General features: G+C 73.0%; 12 protein-coding genes. 5 read left to right on the top strand and 7 right to left on the bottom strand.

Going from position 1 to position 17,095, the window contains the following annotated elements; translation table 11 throughout:
- Window positions 1–4: 4 nt before the first annotated feature.
- Together lanA and ACWY4P_RS34705 are read right to left on the bottom strand one after the other, a co-directional pair.
- Complete coding sequence (lanA, locus tag ACWY4P_RS34710) at window positions 5–166, bottom strand: SCO0268 family class II lanthipeptide (protein ID WP_456204499.1); 162 nt, start codon at window positions 164–166, stop codon at window positions 5–7.
- Window positions 167–310: 144 nt separating this feature from the next.
- Window positions 311–1,741 carry a S28 family serine protease gene (locus ACWY4P_RS34705; protein ID WP_456204498.1) on the bottom strand — a complete coding sequence of 477 codons (1,431 nt, stop codon included), beginning with the start codon at window positions 1,739–1,741 and terminating at the stop codon, window positions 311–313.
- A gap of 146 nt (window positions 1,742–1,887) precedes the next feature.
- Between ACWY4P_RS34705 and ACWY4P_RS34700 the strand changes: the two genes are divergently transcribed.
- Window positions 1,888–2,331 carry a hypothetical protein gene (locus tag ACWY4P_RS34700; protein WP_456204497.1) on the top strand — a complete coding sequence of 148 codons (444 nt, stop codon included), beginning with the start codon at window positions 1,888–1,890 and terminating at the stop codon, window positions 2,329–2,331.
- Window positions 2,332–2,394: 63 nt separating this feature from the next.
- On the opposite strand, the gene ACWY4P_RS34695 is transcribed toward ACWY4P_RS34700, so the two are convergent.
- The 3 genes from ACWY4P_RS34695 to ACWY4P_RS34685 form a co-directional block, all read right to left on the bottom strand.
- Window positions 2,395–6,801 (bottom strand): ABC transporter transmembrane domain-containing protein, encoded by a 4,407-nt coding sequence (locus ACWY4P_RS34695; protein ID WP_456204496.1) that lies wholly within the window; start codon window positions 6,799–6,801, stop codon window positions 2,395–2,397.
- 147 nt (window positions 6,802–6,948) lie between these two features.
- On the bottom strand, window positions 6,949–8,058 hold the full coding sequence (locus tag ACWY4P_RS34690) for an esterase-like activity of phytase family protein (protein WP_456204495.1): 1,110 nt from the start codon (window positions 8,056–8,058) through the stop codon (window positions 6,949–6,951).
- A 103-nt stretch (window positions 8,059–8,161) separates the two neighbouring features.
- Window positions 8,162–8,452, bottom strand: coding sequence for a helix-turn-helix domain-containing protein (locus ACWY4P_RS34685; protein WP_456204494.1), 291 nt, complete (start codon window positions 8,450–8,452; stop codon window positions 8,162–8,164).
- A gap of 62 nt (window positions 8,453–8,514) precedes the next feature.
- Here ACWY4P_RS34685 and map point away from each other — a divergent pair, with 62 nt between their 5' ends.
- The gene (gene map, locus ACWY4P_RS34680) at window positions 8,515–9,282 is read left to right on the top strand and encodes a type I methionyl aminopeptidase (protein ID WP_456204493.1); all 768 of its coding nucleotides are present in this window, start codon (window positions 8,515–8,517) and stop codon (window positions 9,280–9,282) included.
- A 108-nt stretch (window positions 9,283–9,390) separates the two neighbouring features.
- On the opposite strand, the gene ACWY4P_RS34675 is transcribed toward map, so the two are convergent.
- A complete protein-coding gene (locus ACWY4P_RS34675; RefSeq protein ID WP_456204492.1) occupies window positions 9,391–12,102 on the bottom strand; it encodes a discoidin domain-containing protein in 2,712 nt (903 codons plus the stop codon).
- A gap of 354 nt (window positions 12,103–12,456) precedes the next feature.
- Here ACWY4P_RS34675 and ACWY4P_RS34670 point away from each other — a divergent pair, with 354 nt between their 5' ends.
- Window positions 12,457–13,461, top strand: coding sequence for an EamA family transporter (locus tag ACWY4P_RS34670; RefSeq protein ID WP_456204491.1), 1,005 nt, complete (start codon window positions 12,457–12,459; stop codon window positions 13,459–13,461).
- Between the two features lie 224 nt (window positions 13,462–13,685).
- Entirely contained in the window at window positions 13,686–14,990 is a 1,305-nt protein-coding gene (locus ACWY4P_RS34665; RefSeq protein ID WP_456204490.1) for a M20 metallopeptidase family protein, read from the top strand.
- Between the two features lie 367 nt (window positions 14,991–15,357).
- Here the strand turns inward: ACWY4P_RS34665 and ACWY4P_RS34660 are convergent, their stop codons facing one another.
- Entirely contained in the window at window positions 15,358–16,206 is an 849-nt protein-coding gene (locus ACWY4P_RS34660) for a calcium-binding protein (RefSeq protein WP_456204489.1), read from the bottom strand.
- Window positions 16,207–16,487: 281 nt separating this feature from the next.
- On the opposite strand from ACWY4P_RS34660, the gene ACWY4P_RS34655 reads away from it, so the two are divergent.
- The gene (locus ACWY4P_RS34655; protein WP_456204488.1) at window positions 16,488–17,024 is read left to right on the top strand and encodes a hypothetical protein; all 537 of its coding nucleotides are present in this window, start codon (window positions 16,488–16,490) and stop codon (window positions 17,022–17,024) included.
- Window positions 17,025–17,095 lie beyond the last annotated feature (71 nt).

Genomic DNA, 17,095 nt, shown 5'->3' with positions numbered 1-17,095 from the left:
CCTACTAGCAGCAGATGGGACAGCGGGTACCGATCGCGTAGCTGCTCGGCGAGGTGTACGTGCCCTGCCCGAACTGCTCCGTCCCCTCCGGAAGGTCGGAGACGCGCAGGTCGAAATCGAGGTCAAGGTCGAGGTCGTCGTTCTGAAGAACGATCTCAGTGCGCATGCTTCTCCCTGGTTGGTCAAAGTGCACGGACTGGAACTCGCCGAAGCACTTGTTCTCCTCGGCAGCTACTACTGTTCACTCCCGAATCACCCGTCAGGGAGTCGATTTTCAGCCATGATCTGCGGGGCTGACGCGTCTGCTCGACTACGGCCGCAGGGCCGACTCGCGCTCGACGTCCCGGCGGTCGAGCCGCGCGTCGTACGGGGCCAGCGGCTTCGCCGCGGGCTTCACGCCCGCCCACCGCTGCACCGCGGCCGTGGCGCCGGCCTTCTCGTCCGCCGCGAGCTGGGCGATGTTCGAGCCGTGGTTGCCGCCCGCGACGGTGTACACGTACGAGTCCCTGGCGCCCTTGCCGAGCCGGAACCGCTCAGCGCCCCACGGGTCGTTCTGCCCGTACACGAACAGCATCCGCCGCGCGTCGTGCCGCACCCAGCTGTCGATGTCCCGCATCGCGTTCGGCCGGAACCGCATGGGGATCTCGCGGGGCACATAGCTGCGCGGGGTGTAGCTGCCCGGGTAGCGCAGCAGCCCGTCCAGGTGCGGGGTGTCGAAGGCGGGCGAGCCCAGTTCCGTGCCCGCCTGGTAGTAGTACGGGGTGTAGGTCTCCAGGCCCTGGTCGGTGTACGCGGAGAAGCCCGAGATCTCGTCGATGAAGGCGTACAGCTCGTCGGTCGAGGCGGTCGGCGCGGGCACGTCGGCGCACTCGCTCACCCCGTGGTACTGCCAGAAGGCCCACACCAGGTCGAGGGCGACGTTCTCGTACGCCTTGTCCGCGCTGCCCACGACGGCGAAGGTCTGGCCCTCGTCGTCCGCCCACTTCTGGTAGCGGGCGACGATCTCCTCGCGCCGCACCAGGGCCTCGCGCTGCACGGCGTTCAGCTTGGTGCGGCACTCGGCCGTGCCGACGGAGGCGAAGAAGCGGTCGTAGGCCGAATCCTCCGTGTTCACCACGTCGTTGGGCGCGACGTAGGCAACGGTGGCGTCCATGTCGTTCGGGTAGAAGCGGCGGTAGTACGTCGCCGTCATGCCGCCCTTGCTGCCGCCCGTGGCCAGCCACCGCTTGCCGTAGACCGGCTTCAGGGCCCGGTAGAGGCGGTGCTGGTCACTGGCCGCCTGCCAGATGTCGAGCTTGGACCAGTCGGCGGACTGGGGCCGCGACGGGGTGAAGAAGCGGTACTCCAGCGACACCTGGTTGCCGTCGACGATCTGGGTCGGCTCGCTGCGCCGCGGGCTGGTGTTGACGTTGTAGCCCGAGGTGAAGAACACCGTCGGCCGGTCGGTGGACTTGTGGAGCAGGGTGAACCGCTGCTCGAAGGTCCCCTTGGACGGGTGCCGGTGGTCGATCGGCTGGGTGTAGGTCAGCACGAGGAAGCGGTAGCCCTCATAGGGCTTCTCCTCGACGAAGCTCATCCCCGGTATCGCGAGTATTCGGTCCTTGATGTCCGGCTCCGCGGCGGCCGGTCCCGCCGCGGTCGGCTCCCCCGCGACCGGCGCCGCGGTGGCGCTGCCGACGCCCGCGCCGACCGCCCCGACGAGCATCACGAGCGCCAGCAGCCATCTGAGTGTCCTGGCCATTCACCCTCCCCTTCAGTTCGCACGGATCGCCGAGAACCTATCGGGGCACAGGTGGGGCCACCAGACCCGCCAACCGGAGCCTGAATACGGAGAGTTGTGGGCTCCGCCCTCTTTCGTAGCGGGCTGTGATGGCTCATCCTGCCTACATGGACCGAGACGAACGGCACGACCGGAGCGAACGGGCCGAGCGGCTGACGCAGTATCTGACCGAATTGCAGGAACGAATCGATCCGCGCTCGCTGGAGCTGCTCATGCGGCTGCTGCGCGAGCTGAGCACCTCACCGGCCGTCCGCGGGGGGACGTACGAACTCGGCATGGGGCCGGAGGAGAAGGAGCTGTTCACCCCCGCTCTACAGGCGGAACTGCTGGTGCTGTTCGGCCTGCTCACCTCCCAGGACGAGCGGGTGGTCGTCGATCTCGGCGACAGCCCGCACGCCAAGGGGATGAAGGTCCTGGTCCCGCAGGACCGGGCGGACGACCCCGACTTCCTGCTCCGCCACAAGCAACGGGTCGCGGCGGAGGCGGAGCAGCGGGAAGCGGACCGGCGCGAGGTGGAGGGGATAGCCAGGGCCAGCGGCATGGAACCGTGATGTAACGATGCGTAACATCGGCTGAATGCCGAGAGTCACCACGGGGGTTGCGGGCAACCGCCGTCAGACGACGACCGTCGGCGCCGTCTCCCCCGTGCGGGTGTGCCCCGTGAAGGTGCGCCACAGCTCGGCGTACCGCCCCTCGCGGGCCACCAGCTCCTCATGCGTACCGTCCTCGACGACCCGCCCGTGGTCCAGGACCACCACCCGGTCCGCGCGGGCCGCGGTCGTCAGCCGGTGCGCGACGACCAGCGTGGTGCGCCGGCCCGCCAGGCGGTCCGTGGCCTGGTTCACCAGGGCCTCGGTAGCCAGGTCGAGCGCGGCCGTGGCCTCGTCGAGCAGCAGGATGTCCGGGTCGACCAGTTCGGCTCGGGCCAGCGCGATGAGCTGGCGCTGCCCGGCGGACAGATTGCGCCCGCGCTCGGTGACCGGATGCAGATAGCCGCCGTCGAGGGAGGCCACCATGGCGTGCGCGCCGACCGCCCGGGCCGCCGCCTCCACCTCGGCGTCGCTCGCGCCCGGGCGCCCGTACGCGATGGCGTCGCGCACCGTCCCAGGGAACAGATACGGCTCCTGCGGCACCACGCCCAGGCGGTTGCGGTACGCGGTGAGGTCGAGCTCGCGCAGATCCGCGCCGTCCACCCGCACGGCCCCCGAGGTGGGGTCGTAGAACCGCGCGACCAGCTTGACGAGCGTGGACTTGCCCGCGCCCGTCTCGCCGACGAAGGCCACGGTCTGCCCGGCGGGGATCGTCAGATCGACGCCCGCCAGCGCCTCCACAGCGTCCTCACGGTTTTCCCCGGTTTCCCCGTACCCGAAGCGCACCCCGTCGAAGGCCACCTCGCCACACAGCGCCCGCACCTCGCGCGGCGCCTCGGCGAGCGGGGTCCTCGTCGGCTCGCGCAGCAGCTCCTGGATGCGGCGCAGCGAGACGGTCGCCTGCTGGTAGCCGTCGAAGACCTGGGAGAGCTGCTGGACGGGCGCGAAGAACAGGTCGATGTAGAGGAGGTAGGCGACCAGCGCGCCCGCCGTCAGCGTGCTCTCGTTGACCCGCCCGGCGCCGACGATCAGCACCAGCGCGGCCGCGACGGAGGACAGCAGCTGGACGAAGGGGAAGTACACCGAGATCAGCCACTGGCCGCGCACCCGCGCCTGGCGGTACGCGTCGCTGCGCCCCGCGAACCGCTCCCGGCCCGCCCGCTCGCGCCGGAAGGCCTGCACGATGCGCAGCCCGGCCACGCTCTCCTGGAGATCGGCGTTGACCACGCTGACCCGCTCGCGCGCCAGCTCGTACGCCTGGACGCTCTGGCGCCGGAAGAAGAACGTGCCGACGATCAGCAGCGGCAGCGCGGCGAAGACCACGAGGGCCAGCTGGACGTCGATGATCAGCAGCGCGACCAGGATGCCGAAGAAGGTCAGCACGCTGACGACGGCGGTGACCAGGCCGGTCTGGAGGAAGGTCGACAGCGCGTCCACGTCCGTGGTCATCCGGGTCATGATCTTGCCGGTCAGCTCGCGCTCGTAGTAGTCGAGCCCGAGCCGCTGCAGCTGGGCGAAGATCTTCACGCGCAGCGCGTACAGGACGCGCTCGCCGGTCCGCCCGGTCATCCGCGTCTCGCCGATCTGCGCCGCCCACTGCGCGAGGACGATCACGAGCGCGAGTACGGAGGCGGTCCACACCGCGCCCAGGGCCATCCGCTGCACGCCCTGGTCGATGCCGTGCCGGATGAGCACCGGCAGCAGCAGCCCGGCGAGCGCGTCGATCGAGACCAGCAGCAGGCTGACCGCGAGCGGCGCCCCGAACCCGCGCAGCAGCCGCCGCAGCCCGTAGGCCCGCTCGGGGCGCGCGGCCCGCTCCTCGTCGACGTCGGGGGTGTCGGTGGCGGGCGGCAGCGCCGCGACCTTGGCCAGCAGGTCGGGGGTGGCGGGCATCCCGGCCAGCGCCCCGGCCATCCCGGGGCCGGGCGCGGCGGCGGGGGCCGCGCCGTTGCCGGGCAGGTCCCTGCCGCTGTCCGCGTCGGCGCGCCGCACCCATAGCTCGGGGGTCACACCGTCGATGACGCGCCGCGGCGGCCTCCCGCCGTGCGGCATGTCAGCGTGCGGCATGTCACCGTCCGGCTGGGCCTCGCCGACGGGCCGGGCCTCGCCGTCGGGAGCGCGGTCGTCCAGGGCGCGTGGGTCGGCCGTGGCCGGACGCGTCCCGTCCGGCTCGGCGGCGGCCCCGTCCTCCGCGCCGGTGCGGCCGTCCCTCCGCGCGAGACTGCTGCTGATGACCGCGCGGGCCGCGGCACGGTCCGCGCGGGCGGCCCAGGTCTCGGCCGTGGCCGGACGGTGGCCGTCCGGGTGCGGTGTGTCGTCCGCGCGGCCGGGGCGCGGCGCGTCGGGCGCGCCGTCCAGCCCCGGCACAACGAGCCCGGCGGCCGAAGCCTCCCCGCCGAAGGCCCCGGCGAGCGCGCCCGCACCGGAGCGCGCGTGCCCGTCCGGGTGGCCGTCCCCGCCCGCGTAGCCGTCTCCGTCCGCCGCCCGGGCGGTCGCCCCGCCGGGGGCACCGTGGTTGCGCGACGGGACCCACGCGGGCCCCGCGCCGAGCGGCCCCGCGGCGGCAGCCGTGCCGTCGCCGAGGCGCACGGCGGCGGCCCCGCCGGCCGGGCCGTCGACAGCCGCGCCGACGAGGCCGGCCGCGCCGCCGCCCGCCGGGTCGCGGGCGATGCCGCTCAGCTCGTCCGGGTCGGTCAGCAGCCGCCGGTACAGGGCGCTGCGCTCGCGCAGCTCCTCGTCCGTGCCGATGTCGGCGAGGCGGCCGCGGTCGAGCACGGCGATGCGGTCGGCGAGGGCGAGGGTCGACAGGCGGTGGGCGATGAGCAGGGTCGTACGCCCCGCCATGACGCCCCGCAGCGCCTCGTGGATCTCGTGCTCGACGCGCGCGTCCACCGCCGATGTGGCGTCGTCGAGGACGAGCAGCCGCGGGTCGGTGAGGATGGCGCGGGCCAGGGCGACGCGCTGGCGCTGGCCGCCGGAGAGGGTCAGGCCCTGCTCGCCGACTTCGGTGTCGTAGCCGCCCGGCAGCGCGGAGATGAAGCCGTCGGCCTGGGCGGCGCGGGCCGCGGCGCGGATCTGCTCGTCGGTGGCGTCCGGCACCCCGTACGCGATGTTGGCGCGCACCGTGTCGGAGAAGAGGAAGCTGTCCTCCGGCACCAGCCCGATCGCGGCGCGCAGCGACTCGTACGTCAGCTCGCGCACATCGTGGCCGCCGACCCGCACCGCGCCCGCCGACACGTCGTAGAAGCGGGGCAGCAGCAGCGAGAGCGTCGATTTGCCGCTGCCGGAGGCGCCGACGACCGCGAGCGTCTCGCCCGGCTCGATCCGCAGGGACAGGTCGTCGAGGACGGGGCGGGCGGGGTCGTAGCCGAAGGTGACGTGGTCGAACTCGACCGTCGCGGGCGCGTCGGCCGGCAGCTCCCGCGCGTCGGCGCGCTCGTCGATGGCGGGCTCGGTGTCGATCAGCTCGAAGACCCGCTCCACGCCGGCCCGCGCCTGCTGGCCGACCGTGAGGACCATCGTGAGCATCCGGACCGGCCCGACCAGCTGCGCGAGGTAGGTGGAGAAGGCGACGAAGGTGCCGAGCGTGACCTGGCCGCGGGTGGCCATCCAGCCACCCAGCGCCAGCATGGCGACCTGGCCGAGGGCGGGTACGGCCTGGAGGGCGGGGGTGTAGCGGGAGTTCAGGCGCACGGTCCGCAGCCGGGCGGCGAACAGCCGGCGGCCGACCTCGCGGAGCTTCCCGGTCTCCTGCTCCTCCTGCCCGAACCCCTTGACCACCCGGACGCCGGTGACGGCCCCGTCCACGACCCCGGCGACCTCCGCCGCCTGCCCCTGGGCGTACCAGGTGGCGGGGAACAGGCGGGTGCGGCTGCGCGTGGCGATGATCCACAGGGCGGGGGCGACAGCCAGCGCGACGACGGTGAGCAGCGGCGAGAGCACCGCCATCACGGCCAGCGAGATCACGAAGAGCAGGACATTGCCGATCATCATCGGCGCCATGAACAGCAGGCCCTGGATGAGCTGAAGATCGCTGGTGGCCCGGCCGACGACCTGCCCGGTGCTCAGCTCGTCCTGCCGCTTTCCGTCGAACCGGGAGATCGCCGCGAACATCTCGGTGCGCAGATCGTGCTGCACGTCCAGCGCGAGCCGGCCGCCGTAGTAGCGCCTGACGAAGGTGAGCCCGTAGACGACGACCGCGCCGACGACCAGCAGGGTGGCCCACGGGGTGAGCGAACGGTCGTGCTTGACGATCACGTCGTCGATGATCAGCTTCGTGACGAGCGGGACCAGCGCAGTCACCGCCATCCCGCCGAGCGAGGCGCCGAGGGCCAGCAGTACATCGCGGCGGTACCGCCAGCAGTAGCGGATCAGCCGCCGTGCCCAGCCGTCCTGCCGTATATCCGCCTCGTCCGCCCTCGCGTCCGCCACCCGTGACCTCCCGATCTGCCTCTGCTACCGGAAGGCGTCAACGCCCTGGAGTGCGGATTTCATCCTGCCGCAACAAATCGGGGCCCATCGGAACAGGGCCCAGGGGCTCGGCCCCTGGACCCCGCTGTGACCTCTGGCCGCTGCTCCCTAAGATCCGCTGCCCGGCAGCTCGGCGGTCAGCGCGTACAGGCGGGTGATCTGCTTCACGTTCGCGTTGTCGTCGCTGACGAGCAGGAGCTTCAGCTTCCCCTCGGAGATGTGGCTGGTGACGGCCATGCCCTCGATGTTGTCGAGCAACGGGTTGGGCTGGGTCTCGTGGGAGATCGCACCGAGGGAGGGGCACTTGGCGATGTCAACGAGCTGGGTCTTCTTCACGAGCTGTACGCCGGTCGGCGGGCCGACCAGCTTCTCGACGCCTGTGACGTCGCTCGCCTGGCTCAGATCGGCGAGGTAGACGCGGACGGTGTTGCCGCCGGAGGAGTGGCCGCGTTCGAGGACGAGGAGGCGGCCGTCGCCGGCCGCGGCGATCTCGGAGATGTATTTGGTGTCCTTGTCGGCCGGGTAGCCGTACTGCTTGGCGATCTTGAAGTTCTCCGACCCCTGACCCTCGTCCCGCGTCCAGGTCTGGAGCCGCAGCAGCGGACGGCCGTCGGCGTCCGTACCGTCACCGTCCAGCAGCCCTTCCACGGAGGCGATGAGGGTCTTGCCGTCGGGCTGGAGGGTCAGCCCCTCGAAGTTCCGGTTGATGTCGGCCCGCCCGGCGGGCTTGACCAGCAGCGCTTTGGGCACAGGCAGCCGGCCGAGGAGCTTGCCGGACTCGTCGTAGCGCCGGATGGACGCATCGAGCTCGGAAGTGATGAGGCGGGTCTTGTCGCCGTCGATCACCAGCGCCTCGGAGTCGAGCTCCTGGTGCTTCTCGTCGGCGAGGTCGATCACCTGGAGCGGCTTCGCCTCGGGTTTCCCGTCCGCGCCCTGCTTGACGTCCAGGCGGAACAGCGAGGACCGGTCGGAGAGCGCGGCGATGGCGTCATCGTGGGCGTGGTCGACGGCGAGGGCGGAGAGGTTTCCGACATACCTCTTCTGGAAGAGGGTCCCGTCGACGGAGTCGGAGAAGCCGTCGATGTCCACGTAGTCCGAGCATTTGTGGTCGTCGTTCTGGTCACGGGCGGTGGCACTGCCACCCGTGACGCCCAGGGAGCCGCAGAGCGCGAGGGCGGCGGTGGCGGTGGCGAGTGGGATGCGGAGACGGCGGCGCATGGGCGTTCCTCCTCGGCGGAAAGCGGCCCGAACAGCGCGGCGGGTTGGCCGACGCGATCGGGGACGCTAATTCGCCCACCTGGAGCGCGAGTTGAGCGCCGCGCTACGCCGCCGCGCCGGCCGCCTCCGGTGCGACCTCCCGTACGACCATGACGGCGGCGCACCGCTGGGCCACCTCGTCGAGCGTGATCCCGAGGGCGCCGGCCAGTGCGGCGACGGTGAAGAAGGCGGGGGTCGGGGCCCGGCCGGTCTCGATCTTGCGGAGGGTCTCGGCGGAGATCCCGGCCTCGGCGGCGACATCGGCCATGCTGCGTTCGCCGCGGGCCTGGCGGAGGAGGAGGCCGAGGTACCGGCCGCGTTCGCGTTCCAGCGGGGTGAGAGGGGTGCGCACCATGCCCGTGATACTAATACCGGTATAAGAATTGGGTCGATGGACCACGTCGCCGGGAGGCCGCCATGGTAGAGATCAAGACCGACGCGTCGCTGGACGCCATGCGCGAGGCGGGGCGCGTGGTCGCCGCCGCGCTCGCCGCCGTGCAGGGCGCCGCCGCGGTCGGCGTGTCGCTGCGCGAGCTGGACGAGGCGGCGCGCGCCGTGCTTGCCGAGGCGGGGGCCGGATCGCCCTTCCTCGGCTACCGCCCGCACTTCGCGCCCACCCCCTTCCCCGCCGTCATCTGCGCCTCCGTGAACGACGCGATCGTCCACGGCATCCCCGACGGCTACCGGCTGCGCGACGGCGACCTGGTCAGCATCGACTGCGGCGCGGTCGTCGACGGCTGGGCCGGCGACGCCGCCGTCAGCTTCACCGTCGGCACCCCGCGCCCCGCCGACCAGCGCCTCATCGAGGCCACCCGGCAGGCCCTGGCGGCGGGCATCGAGGCGGCCGTCGTCGGGGCCCGCATCGGGGACATCTCGCACGCCGTCGGGGCGGTCGGGCGCGCCGCGGGCTACGGCATCCCCGCGGACTTCGGCGGCCATGGCATCGGCCGCCGTATGCACGAGGACCCGCCGGTGCCCAACGAGGGCCGCCCCGGCCGCGGCTTCCCGCTCCGGCACGGCCTGGTGCTGGCCATCGAGCCGATGTTCATGGCGGGCGGCCGCGACGTGTACACGACCGACGCCGACGGCTGGACGCTGCGCACCCCGGACGGCAGCCGCGCGGCCCACAGCGAGCACACGGTGGCCATCACGGAGGACGGGCCGCGCGTGCTGACGGCGCTGTGACCCGTACGGCGCCGGGCGCCACCAGCGACTGTCGGTGCGGGCGCGGACCATCCGCCTCCTGCGGCGCGGAGCCAATACAGAGCCAATACAGAGCCAGTACACCCGGCGCTACCCGGCCGAGATCACGCTCAGCTCCGCGACACCCGCCCGCTTCTCCTCGTCCGCCGACCGCACGGTCACCCGCACATAGCGCGCGAGCCCCGACTCCCCCGCGTGCCAGCGCCGCCCGTCCAGCGAGCGCTCCACCCCGTACGAGGCCGGGCGCGTCGCCGTCCACTCGGGCGTGACCCTCGCGATCCGTACGGCCCGCCCGAGGTCGGCGGTGAGCGTGCCCGCCGCGCCGTCGGGCACCCATGCCGTCGCCGCGCTGCCGTCCAGCGCCGCCCCCGCGTACATCCCCGGCTCCTCGGAGCTCGCGGTCGCCGCGCGGCACCGGGCCAGGTTGTCGGTCGGCGCCAGGTCCGAGCGGCGGGTCTTGAGGACGGCGGGGGCTCCCGCGCTCACCAGCCGGTCCCCCTCCGGCGTCTCGACGGTGAAGGGCGCGCCGCCCGTCAGCCGCACCACCGTCTCGTGCGCGCCGATCGCCACGTCGTACGTACGGCCCTGCCAGCGCAGCCCCCGCAGCGTCACCCCGGCGGCGAGCTGCGGCGGCAGCGTCGGATCCAGCCGCACCCGGTCCTCGCGCATCCGCACGCCGGCCAGGCCGTACGCGAAGACCTGGAGGAACCCGCCCTTGCCGGTGAGGAAGTCCTGCGCCGGGGAGCCGGCCAGCGGGTCCGCCGCTCCCGCCTTCTGCCCGCGGGCCTCCGAGAACTGCGCGAAGGGGCCGCGCACGAACGGCTTGATGGCGCGCAGCAGATACGTGTACGCCGCGCAGCCGGGCTCGCCGATGCCCGCCGCGTCGATGGCGTGCACGGAGTCGGTCATGGCCGGGCCGTCGGGGTCGGTGCGGGCGGCGTAGTAGTCGAGGGTGGCCGCGGCCGCGCGGGCGGACATGGGCCACTCCAGCGGATACATGAGCAGCACCGTGTCCGCCTGCTTGATCAGCGAGCCGTCGTAGCCCTCGTACTGCCGGAAGACCTGCCGCTTCGCGTCGTACGGGATGCGCAGCCCGCCCGCGATCCGGGCCCATTCGGCGGGCGCGGGCTCGCCGAGGAGGTGCGCGGCGCGGGTCGCGGCGCGCAGGGCGGTGGCCGCGCCGGCGTTGGTGAAGACGGCGTCGTCGACGCCGTTGCTGTACTCGTCGGGGCCCGCGACGTCCTTGATGGAGTAGCTGCCGTCGCGGTTGCGCGCGACGCGGCCCGCCCAGAACTCGGCGATCCCCTTGAGCAGCGGCCAGCCACGCCCGCGCAGCCAGCCGGTGTCCCCCGTGGCCAGGTAGTACTGCCAGGCCGCGAGCGCGATATCGCTCTGGAGGTGGTTCTGGGTGCGGCAGTGCGGCGGGTCCCAGCTGTGGCACTCGGACCACAGATCGCCCTCGCTCGCGCTGGTCCAGCCGTAGAAGAGGCCGGGATAGCCGAGCCCGCGCGCGTTCGCGCGGGCGGCGGCGCGGGTCCGGTAGCGGTACTCGACGACGGTCCTGGCGAGCTCGGGGTGGGTGGCGAGCAGGCTCGGATACATCCAGGTGTCGGCGTCCCAGAAGATCAGCCCGGCGTAGTTGTCGCTGCTCAGGCCGGTCGGGGAGATGCTGTCACGGGCGCCCGCACGGGTCGCGGACAGCAGCCCGTACTGCGCCGAGCGCACCCATTGCCGTAGCCCGCCCTGTCCGTGCCCGGCCACCTCGATGTCCGCCCGCCACAGCCTCTCCCACGCGGCGGCATGGCCGGCGAACAGCGCGGCCCAGCCCCGTTCCGCCGCTCGGTGCGCGGCGGCGCGGGCCGCGGCGCGGGGGATGCGGGAAGTGAGCGCGGTGTCCACGCCGACGTACTTGGCGAGTTCGTACGAGCGGCCGCGCTCGACGGGGAAGCTGATGTACTGACGGACCGACAGATCTCGTACGGTGCCCGCCCGGTGCGGCCGCACGTCGCGCACGCCCGCGCCGGGCCGCAGCGTGGAGGCGACCGCGCCGTCGGTGTCCGTGCCGTCCGTACGGAACGCGACGTCCATCGTGCGGTCGCGGTAGCTGTAGCCGCTGCCGCCGGTCTGGCGCATCCGGCGGGCGCCGCGCCCGTCGATCCGGTCGGTCACGGTCGCCTCGCCGCTCCAGTGCGGGGTCATGCGCAGCCGTACGGCGCCGACGTGGGCGTTGGCGCGGTCGGCCAGCACGTCGTAGACGAGGTCGGTGGCGCGGCCGTCGGACGCGGTCCAGGTGAGGGAGGTGCGGACGAGGCCGCAGCGGAGGCGGAGCGTCTGGCGGTAGTGGGAGATCCGGCCGGTGGGGGTGGCGGAGGAGTACGTCTCCGCGCCGGGTCCGCCGGTCGTCACGTCCAGGGCCGTCCAGGTCGGGATGGCGGCGGCGACCTGCCTGCCCTCGGTCGTCCCGGCGCCCCGCGCGTACAGGCCCGCGACGAAGGAGCCGTCGTAGCGGGGCGTGAACAGCGGCCAGCCGGTCTTGGCGCCGGTGGCGGCGTAGCCGGTGCCGTGGGGGGCCACGCGCTGGCCGAGGTAGCCGTTGCCGACGAAGGCGTCGAAGCCGCTGTCCGGATCGATCCGGGTGGCGGACAGCGCCCAGCCGTCGCCTTGCGGACAGGGTGCGCTGTGCTTGGGGGCGGCGGGTGCGGCGGGTGCGGCGGGCGTCGGGGGGACCGCGGCGATCAGCGCGCCCGCGAGCAGCGGGGCGATCAGCCGGGCAGGGCGGGGCAGCCGGGGGGAGTACGTCATGGTTCTCCGTCGTGATTCGCCGGTGACGGTCGCAGCGACCATAAGGAGGCGAACAAGACGGATCAAAGGGGCACTTCAGAAGTTCAACCACAGAACACACGTCCAGTGGCCCGCGCTGCCACGAGGGCCGGGGCGAGGGCCGGGGCGGCCCTGTCGGTTACGATCGCCCGGTGAACACTCACTGGCATGTCGTACTGCCGCCGCCGTGCGCCTGATCGGGCGCACACGCTGAAGGCTTGATCTCGCCGCTCCCGGCCGCCGCCTGCTGATCTCGCGGGCCGCCGTGGGCCGCTGTCGTGCGCCCGTTCGCGAATCCGATTCCAGACGGTTTTCGACAACGGAAGTTCACGACCTGTGGCACACCACGCTTCTTCTTCCCCCGACGCCTCCGACGCCTCCGCTTCCCCCGACGCCCCCGACGCCTCCGTCGCCGCCCCCGGTGGCTCCCCTTCGCCCGGGACCCGCCTCACCGACGGCCCGCTGCCCATCCTCGCGGCGGCGGTGCTCTGGGGCACCACCGGAACCGCCGGCTCCATGGCCCCCTCCGGCACTCCCGCGGCCGCGATCGGCGCCGCGAGCCTGGCCCTGGGCGGCCTGCTGCTGTTCCTCACCACGCGCGGCGCGTGGTCGCTGTTCACCGCGTCCACCGGCACCGAGCGGCGGCTTCTCGCCCTCGGCGCGCTCGCGGTGGCCGGGTATCCGCTCACCTTCTACCCGGCCGTGGCGCGTACGGGCGTGGCCGTGGCCACCGTGATCACGCTGGGCAGCGCGCCGGTCTTCACCGGGCTGCTGGCCTGGGCCACGGGGCAGGCCCGGCCGACCATACGCTGGACCGTCGCCACCCTGGCCGCGGTGACCGGCTGCGCCGTCCTGGTCCTCGGCCCCCAGCTCACCGGGGACCCCGCCCCCATGGACGCCGTGGGGATCGCGCTGGCCGCGCTCGCGGGGCTGTCGTACGCCGTGTACTCGCTCATCGGCGGACGCCTCATCGGCCGGGGACACCCCTCCGCCGCGGTCATGGGCGCGATGTTCGGCGTGGCGGGGCTGCTGGTGCTGCCCGTCCTGCTCGCCACCGGCACCGCTTGGCTCGCCACCGTGCGCGGCGCCGCGGTGGCCCTCCACCTCGCGGTGTTCCCCACCTTCCTCGCCTACCGCCTCTTCGGCCGAGGCCTGCGCCACACCCCGGCCTCGGTCGCCACCACCCTCACCCTGGCCGAGCCCGCCGTGGCGGCGGTGCTGGGCGTCACGGTCGTGGGCGAGCGGCTGCCGATGGTGTCCTGGGGCGGCCTGGCGGTCCTGGCCCTGGGCCTGGCGCTGCTGGCCGTACCCCCTCGGGCGGGCCGCCGCGGTCCCCGCTGACCCGGCCGGCGTTTGCGGTGGCTTTGGTCCGGCGACACGCCGTGGCGTCGGCGTGGCGTCGGCGCAAAGCCACCGCAGGCGTCGCGTGGTGGGGTTAACCCCCACCCCCACGTGGTGGCCAGCCGGATGGGCGGTGACGGCCGAGTGCGGCGATGGTGTGTCCGTCGGGGATCGCCCCGGAAGACCGCATGAAGGATCAGGTAGGGGAGACAGTGAACCGTCCCATGAGACATGCCCTCGCACGCCGTACGCTGCTCGCCGGCGCGACGGCTGCCGCCGCGGGAATCGGATGGGGAACCGCGGGGACGGCCGTCGCCGGCGGGCGGGGACGGCCGGTGGCGCAGGGGGCGGTGGCGCAGGGGGCGGTGGCGCAGGGGGCGGTGGACGCCGAGGTGGCGCGCCTGGAGCCCGGGCTGATCGAGCTGCGGCGGGACATCCACCAACACCCCGAGGCGCCGGGGCAGGAGCAGCGGACCGCGGGCGTGGTGGCCCGAGAGCTGCGGGCCGCCGGGCTGGCCGTCACCACCGGCGTGGGCGGCCACGGCGTCGTCGGCGTCCTGCGCGGCTCGCGGCCCGGCCGCACCGTCGCGTACCGGGCGGACATGGACGCGGTGCCGCCCGGGGACATCGTCGGGGGCGGCCCGGCGGCGGCCCACCTCTGCGGCCACGACATCCACACCACGGTGGCCCTCGGCGTCGCACAGGTCCTGGCCCGGCTGCGGCGACACCTCAGCGGAACGGTGGTGTTCCTCTTCCAGCCCGCCGAGGAGGCCCTGGCCGGGGCCCGCGCGCTGATCGACGCGGGCGTGCTGGAGCACACCCGCGTCGAGGAGATCCACGCGCTGCACTGCGGGCCGTTCCCGGTGGGGCGGTTCGCCGTGACGCCGGGCTACGGGCTGCCGGGCCAAGACCGCGCGGAGGTGACCCTCTCAGGGCCTGCCGCGCCCGACGCGGCACGGTGCCTGGCCGCCGAGATCGGCGCGCTCGCCACGGTGACACCACCGCAGACACCCGCGGACCTGGAGCGGATGGTCGCCGACGTCCAGACGCCCGGCGGGCCGCTGGCCCGGTTCGTGGCCGTCCGGGCCAGAGCGCAGGAGAACAAGGTGGCCGTGTCCTACCGCTGCTGGCCGCAGGAGCGGTATGTGGAGGTCCGCGAGGACATCCGCCGACTGGCCAGGTCGTACGCGGGGGCCGGGGTGAGCTTCCCCGCCGAGCCGTTCCCCGCCATGGTCTGCCCCGAACCGGACGCCCGCACGCTGGCCCGCCACCTCCGCCGCACACTGGGCGGAAACGCGGTCACCGAGCTCCACGCCGCCTTCCCCTTCAACGGCGAGGACTTCGCCCTCTACCTGGACCGCGTCCCGGGCACCTACACCTTCCTCGGCGTCCGCGCCCCCGGCGCACCCATCACCGCCTGCTACCCGCACTACCCCGACTTTCTCCCGGACGAGCGCGCGATCGGCGTGGGCGTACGAGCGATGGCGGGCTGGGTCGCGGAGCGGACCCACAGGGCGCGGGGGCTTTGACCGTCGCCTTCGAGGCGTTCGACTCGGCGGGGTGGCCACCAGGCCAGAAGGCCCTCACCCATTTCAAGATCGGTCAGCCGTGAACCCTGTCACCGTCCGCAACCTCCCCGGACAGAACACCTGGGGCAGGGCATCGGTCAGCCGGTAGCCGACGCCGTAGCGGATCACCACACCGCGCAGCGTGTCGGCCGGGTTGACGGCGCGCGCCTTGCGTTTGGGCTCATTGACCGGTTCCCAGTCCGGGGCGTGGCCTGCAGGGCCACTCCCCCAACGCTGGTTTGTAGTGGATTTGAGACCGCGACACGCCGTGGCGACGGCGTGTCGGTGTCCCAAATCCACTACAAAGCCAGGGCGTCGAGCGGGCCGCTCAGTCCTGGTAGACCTTGTTGGTGCCCGGGCCGCCCGAGAGCGTGTCCGTGCCCTGGCCGCCGTAGATCGTGTCGTTTCCGCTGTTGCCGTAGATCGTGTCGTTGCCCTCCTCGCCGTAGAGGATGTCGTCGCCCCGGCCGCCGTAGACGGAGTCGGCGTCGGACAGGCCGTGGATCACATCGTTGCCGTCCTCGCCGTACATGTTGTTGTCGGTGGGGTCGGTGCCTCCGGTCATGGAGTCGTCACCGGGCCCGCCGTAACAGTCGGTCGCGCAGTTGGTGATGGTGTCGTTCCCTGGGCCGCCGTAGGGGCCGACGCTCCAGACACCGCCGCCCCCGTCGAGGCGGTCGTCGCCGTCGTCGCCGTAGAGCACATCCCGCCCGGAGCCCTTGATGACGTCGTCGCCGGGACCGCCGTAGATCGAGGAGTAGGCGTGGCTGTCGCCGTCGACGGTCGCGGTGTCGTCGCCGTCACCGAGGTTGACGTCGAAGTTGTCCGAGTCGTCGGAGCCCAGGGGGGCCATGGTCGCGCACCGGACGACGGTGTGGTCGGCCTCCGAGGGGTACGTGCACTCGTCGGTGGTCGCCGCGCTCGGATCGATGGTGATGTCACCCCGGTCGCGGAAGGTGATCACGTAGTACCACTCGAACTCGCCCCGCTGTTCGACCTCTTCGGAGATCGTGAGGTTGTTCGTCTGTCCGGGGGCGCCCTTGTACCAGAGCTCGCCGTCCTCGTGGACGGCGGAGGCCACCGGTGTGGCCGCCTGGGCGGCGGGTGCCGCGAACAAGGCTCCGCCCAGGGCGAGGGCGAGCGTGGAGGTGGCGGCGATGATTCCGTGCTTACGCATGCAGAAGTGATCCTTCACGGAACGGGGGTGAATCGGTTGGTGTCTCCGAACACCCGCGTAGACACGGCGCCGGGGGCGGGGGTTGTGCCCAAAAGACGCCTTCAGTTGCATGGGGCGAACATGTCATCCCGGGGCTTCCTGGCGTTCTTTTGCAGGGCACCGGAAGGCAACCCCATGGGCGATCCCCGTGGCCGAACTACTCACCCTCGCACGGACACCAGGGGCCGGACCCGGCTCCTCGTCCCAGACGCCCGTCCGAGGCATACGGCAGACTGCGCGGCATGGATCTCGACGAAGCGCTGCGCTGCCTCGCGGAGGCGGACGGGGACCGGCGGCGGCCCGATTTGTGCGGCGGCCGCTACCTGGCGGTCGCATACGGCGAAGGCCTCGAACTGGACGTCTCGCGCCTCCGGGCCCGAGGCGCGGAGGAGTTCGCGGCCCGCGGCGGCGCCGGGTCCGTGTACGACGCGCTGGACCTGCTCGTCGACGACGTCGTGGCGGCCACCGGCGACTCCGCGGAGGAGCTGCTCGACCGGCTGGACGACGCCGGGCCGGTGAACGACGACGGGCCGCCGCTCGCCGACATCGTCTCGCCACGGCGCCGCCTCCTCGCGCTGCTTCTGCTCGGCTTCGGCGGCCCGATGGACATCGTCACAGAGCGGTTCGACGAGGAGCACTACCTCGGCGGTGCCCTGGCCGCCCTCCCGGACGCCCGCTTCGTCCTCCTCGCGAGCGCGGAACCGCCGAACCAGGAATTCGCCCTCGGCGTGCTCGACCTCGGGCGCGACGCGGCACACCAGGGTGTGTCCGGCAGGTAGCAGGGGGCTTTCAGGGTGGCCCCGGGGGACCGCTCAGGGTGATCCCCGATGGCTCCTGAGGTCAGGCCGGG

The sequence above is a fragment of the Streptomyces sp. LZ34 genome (genome assembly GCF_053890475.1).
This window is presented reverse-complemented; position numbering and strand designations above follow the sequence as displayed.